Annotated in this window: 4 protein-coding genes; 2 read left to right on the top strand and 2 right to left on the bottom strand. The window is 63.7% G+C overall.

Going from position 1 to position 4,149, the window contains the following annotated elements; translation table 11 throughout:
• Together L0G76_RS14565 and L0G76_RS14570 are read right to left on the bottom strand one after the other, a co-directional pair.
• A partial coding sequence (locus L0G76_RS14565; protein ID WP_304357874.1) for a phosphatase PAP2 family protein occupies positions 1-714 on the bottom strand: 714 nt, incomplete at its 3' end.
• 44 nt (positions 715-758) lie between these two features.
• Positions 759-1,610 carry an HpcH/HpaI aldolase/citrate lyase family protein gene (locus L0G76_RS14570; protein ID WP_304357875.1) on the bottom strand — a complete coding sequence of 284 codons (852 nt, stop codon included), beginning with the start codon at positions 1,608-1,610 and terminating at the stop codon, positions 759-761.
• Between the two features lie 189 nt (positions 1,611-1,799).
• On the opposite strand from L0G76_RS14570, the gene L0G76_RS14575 reads away from it, so the two are divergent.
• Positions 1,800-2,837, top strand: coding sequence for a 3-isopropylmalate dehydrogenase (locus tag L0G76_RS14575; protein WP_304357876.1), 1,038 nt, complete (start codon positions 1,800-1,802; stop codon positions 2,835-2,837).
• Between the two features lie 104 nt (positions 2,838-2,941).
• On the top strand, positions 2,942-4,033 hold the full coding sequence (locus tag L0G76_RS14580) for a branched-chain amino acid aminotransferase (RefSeq protein ID WP_304357877.1): 1,092 nt from the start codon (positions 2,942-2,944) through the stop codon (positions 4,031-4,033).
• Positions 4,034-4,149: the final 116 nt, after the last annotated feature.

The raw sequence follows: 4,149 nt of genomic DNA on the forward strand, positions 1-4,149 counted from the left end.
CCAGGTCCACAGTTCGTCGGCCAGCACCGCCGCCGAGATGCCGATCAGGGCACCGGCTATCGTGTCGGTCAGCCAATGCACCTGCAGTGCGGTGCGTGACCACATCATGAGCAGGATCCAGGCGAAGGCGAGGATCATCGACCAGTGGAAACGCAGCCGCACCGGTTCGAGCGGGGGAGTGATCTCTGCCGGAGCAGCCCCGTCCTCGTCTTCGGGCGGGGTTGCCAGGGGCGGCACCGCGCCCGCCTCAGCCAGTCGGATCACGTGCGCCCTGGAGACGATGAACGCAAGCGCCATGGCCAGCGCCGCAGCGCCCATCGAATGCCCCGAGGGATACGAATAGCCTAGGGAGTCATAGAGCTGCTGACTGGGACGGACTCGGATGACCACGGCCTTGAGCAGCTCTGACAGGGCGATGCCGAGAAGCATGGTGGTGACGAGGGCGCCAGCGGCACGGAACCGTCGCAGAAGGACGAAGAACGAGGCCAGAAGACCGGTGCAGATCACGGCACCCGTGCCCCCGCCCACCTCGGCGAGGGTGACCGCCGTCCAATAGGGGATGGTGTCCGGTTCGATCCCGACGAGGTTGAGCCAGTTCTGATCGAGCGAGGTGGGGCCGATGGCATCTGTGCGCAGCCAGATGCCGAAGGCGACGATGAGAAGTACCGCGGGCAGGGTGGACCAGAGGATCCACGTCGGTTGGCGGACCGACATTCGCGACGACTCCGGCGTTCCGCAGGCTCAGGCGCTGCGCAGGCTCAAGCGTTCCAGAGACCGTAGGTCGATGCCAGGGAGGCGATCTTCTTCGCACGCGCCAGACGGGGGAGATACGAGCCGTCCGTGATCTCGGATCCCCCCTCGGCCGCTTCGAGCAGCTGACGTGCCCAGTCGCGCTCGTCCTCGCTCGGGCTCATCGATTCGTTGAGCGTCACGACCTGATCGACGTTGAGCACGAGCTTTCCGGTCATGCCCATCATGTGGGTCACCTCGGCGTCCTCACGGACCTGCTCATCGCTCGCTGCGGCTGCGGACGGTCCATCGATGGCGCCGGGCAGTCCGCCCATGCGCGAGGCGATGGTCAGGCGCGAGCGGGCGTAGGCGAGGGCCATCGGGTCACCGGAGAAACCGGTGTCCTTGCGGAAGTCGTTCGTTCCGAAGGCAAGACGGAAGGTGCCGGGCGCCTCGGCGATCTTGGTCGCATTCTCCACGCCCATCGCGGACTCGAGCAGAGCGATGACCGGCAGGCCCGCCTTCGCGCGCATCGCGGTATAGGAGACCTGCTCGGGGCGTTCGGTCTCCGGCAGCATCACACCGCGCAGTCCGGGCAGCATGGCGATGGCGGCGAGGTCGTCGTCCCAGAATTCCGAGTCCATCTTGTTGATCCGGACCCATGCGGACATGCCGCCCTCAAGAGCACGCACGACATTGTCTCGGGCGTCGAGTTTCTTGTCATCGGAGACCGAGGCCTCGAGGTCGAAGATGACGGAATCCGATTCGGAGATCTGCGCCTCAGAGAAGATCTCCCCCTTGGCCGCGTTGACGAGCAGCCAGGAGCGGGAGAGTTTGGCGGGGAGGGCGGCTGCTCGGCGATTGCGGATCGTATCTGTCAATGATCGACTTTCTCTGGGGGTTCGGGGTGTTCCTCCCATCTTCGGCTTTCTGGGCCGGAAATTGTAGTCCGGGACGAAGTTTGAGACATGAAATTGTGGATGGCGGGATTCAGGGCGTCCGACGCTTCACTGATGTCCGGATAGTAGGACGACCTGGTTGCATGGTGAGATGAGATCTATTCTGTGACCATGAAGTTTTCTATTGCAGTCATGCCGGGTGACGGTATCGGCAACGAGGTCGTCCCCGAAGGTCTCAAGGTGCTCAAGCGCGCGATCGAGGTGTCCGGTGAACCTGCCGAACTCGAGCTCACGGACTACGACGTCGGCGCCAGCCGCTGGCACGAGACCGGCGAGACGATCACTGACGAGGAGCTGGAATCGCTGCGTCAGCACGACGCCATCTTCTTCGGCGCATGCGGTGACCCGAGCGTGCCTTCGGGTGTACTCGAGCGCGGAGTGATCCTCAAGATGCGCTTCGGTCTGAGCCACGCAGTGAATCTGCGACCGTCGAAGCTCTTCTCCGGAGTCACCAGCCCGCTGGCGAACCCGGGAAAGATCGATTTCGTCGTCGTCCGCGAGGGCACCGAAGGATCCTACACCGGCATGGGTGGATCCGTCCGCACCGATACGCCCTACGAGGTCGCGACCGAGGTCTCGGTCAACACCTGGTACGGCGTGGAGCGCGCCGTTCGCGACGCGTTCGAGCGTGCGCAGGCGAGGAACAAGAAGCTCACCTACGTCCACAAACACAACGTCATGGTCCACGCCGGTCACCTGTGGCGTCGAGTCGTCGAGAAGGTCGGCGCCGAATACCCCGAGGTGACGGTCAACTACGAGCACACGGACGCGTGCACGATCTTCATGGTCACCGACCCCTCACGCTACGACGTGATCGTCACCGACAACCTCTTCGGTGACATCCTCACCGACCTCGCCGCGGCAGTCACCGGCGGCATCGGCCTGGCCGCCTCAGGCAACCTCAACGTCGAAGGAACCGCACCGAGCCTGTTTGAACCCATCCACGGCTCGGCGCCTGATATCGCCGGACAGCAGATCGCCGATCCGACCGCTTCTATCCTCTCCGGTGCGCTTATGGCCTCGAACCTGGGGCTCGAGGTCGTGGCAAAGTCGATCGAGACCGCTGTCGAGTCCGATCTGGCCGACCGCGACGGAACCAAGCGAACCACCGCCGAGGTGGGCGACGCGATCGCGGCCCGCCTGAGCTGACAGAGCGGCTGAGTGAGTTGTCAGCCTTCACCCCGGTGCGACGCGCACCGGGGTGATGGACTACCCTGACAGTGTCACTCATCACAAATGAGAAAAGAGTTCTAATGACTAAGTTTGCCGTTCTCAAGAATGTCCAGCCGCAACCCGAGCTGGTGCGCGAGAACATCAAGAAGGACCCCGGGTTCGGGCTCTACTTCACCGACCACATGGCCCACATCAGGTACACCCTGGACGATGGCTGGCACGCTCACGAGGTGAAGCCCTACGGCCCACTGGTGCTCGATCCTGCTGCTGCAGTGTTCCACTACGCGCAGGAGATCTTCGAAGGCATGAAGGTCTACCGCCACGCAGACGGCTCCGTCTGGACCTTCCGTCCCGAGCGGAACGCTGCGCGCATCAACAAGTCCGCCGAGCGCCTTGCGCTGCCGCAGATCTCGGAATCCGACTTCATCGAATCGCTCAAAGCTCTGGTCTCCCTCGATCAGCAGTGGGTTCCCACTCCGGAGTCCGAAGCCGACGAGTCGAGCCTGTACCTGCGCCCATTCATGATCGCCACCGAGAAGTTCCTGGGTGTGCGCTCAAGCCATGAGGTCGACTACTACGTCATCGCCAGCCCCGCCGGTCCATACTTCTCCGGCGGCATCAAGCCCGTCTCGATCTGGCTGTCGCAGAACTTCAACCGCGCCGGCTCCGGCGGCACCGGATTCGCCAAGTGCGGCGGCAACTACGCTGCCTCGCTGGCGGCACAGAACGAAGCTGCAGCCGAGGGCTGCCAGCAGGTGCTGTTCACCGATGCCGCGGAGAACAAGTACATCGATGAGCTCGGCGGAATGAATCTCATGCTCGTGACCAAGGACGGTCGCCTGCTCACTCCGGAGCTCGGTGATTCCATCCTCGACGGTGTCACTCGCCGGTCCCTGCTCGACCTCGCCCCGCAGCTGGGCCTGAAGCCGGAAGAGCGCAAGATCACTGTCGACGAATGGCGCGAGGGCGTTGCCAACGGCGACATCGTCGAAGCCTTTGCGTGCGGCACCGCCGCGGTCGTGACACCGATCGGTCGGGTCGTCAGCGGTGACTTCACCATCGACCACGGTGAAGAGCCGGGTGTGAAGACCATGGAGTTCCGCAAGACTCTGCTCGACATTCAGTACGGTCGGGCCGAAGACACGAACAACTGGATGGTTCGTCTGGCCTGAGGTGCGGCCGACAACGTGCGTCCGGCGAGTTCAGGGGGTCGGGGGCTACGATATCGATCGCGGCACCCGGCCCTCTGATATGTCCTGCTGACTCAATCATGTGCGGAGTCGGCCGC

The organism is Brevibacterium picturae, assembly GCF_030453725.1.
GTDB classification, from domain to species: domain Bacteria; phylum Actinomycetota; class Actinomycetes; order Actinomycetales; family Brevibacteriaceae; genus Brevibacterium; species Brevibacterium sandarakinum_A.

What these genes read in the sequence shown, in the direction of transcription:
- L0G76_RS14575 (WP_304357876.1), top strand. Translation starts at nt 1,800, where the DNA reads ATGAAGTTTTCTATTGCAGTCATGCCGGGTGACGGTATCGGCAACGAG.
- L0G76_RS14580 (WP_304357877.1), top strand. Translation starts at nt 2,942, where the DNA reads ATGACTAAGTTTGCCGTTCTCAAGAATGTCCAGCCGCAACCCGAGCTG.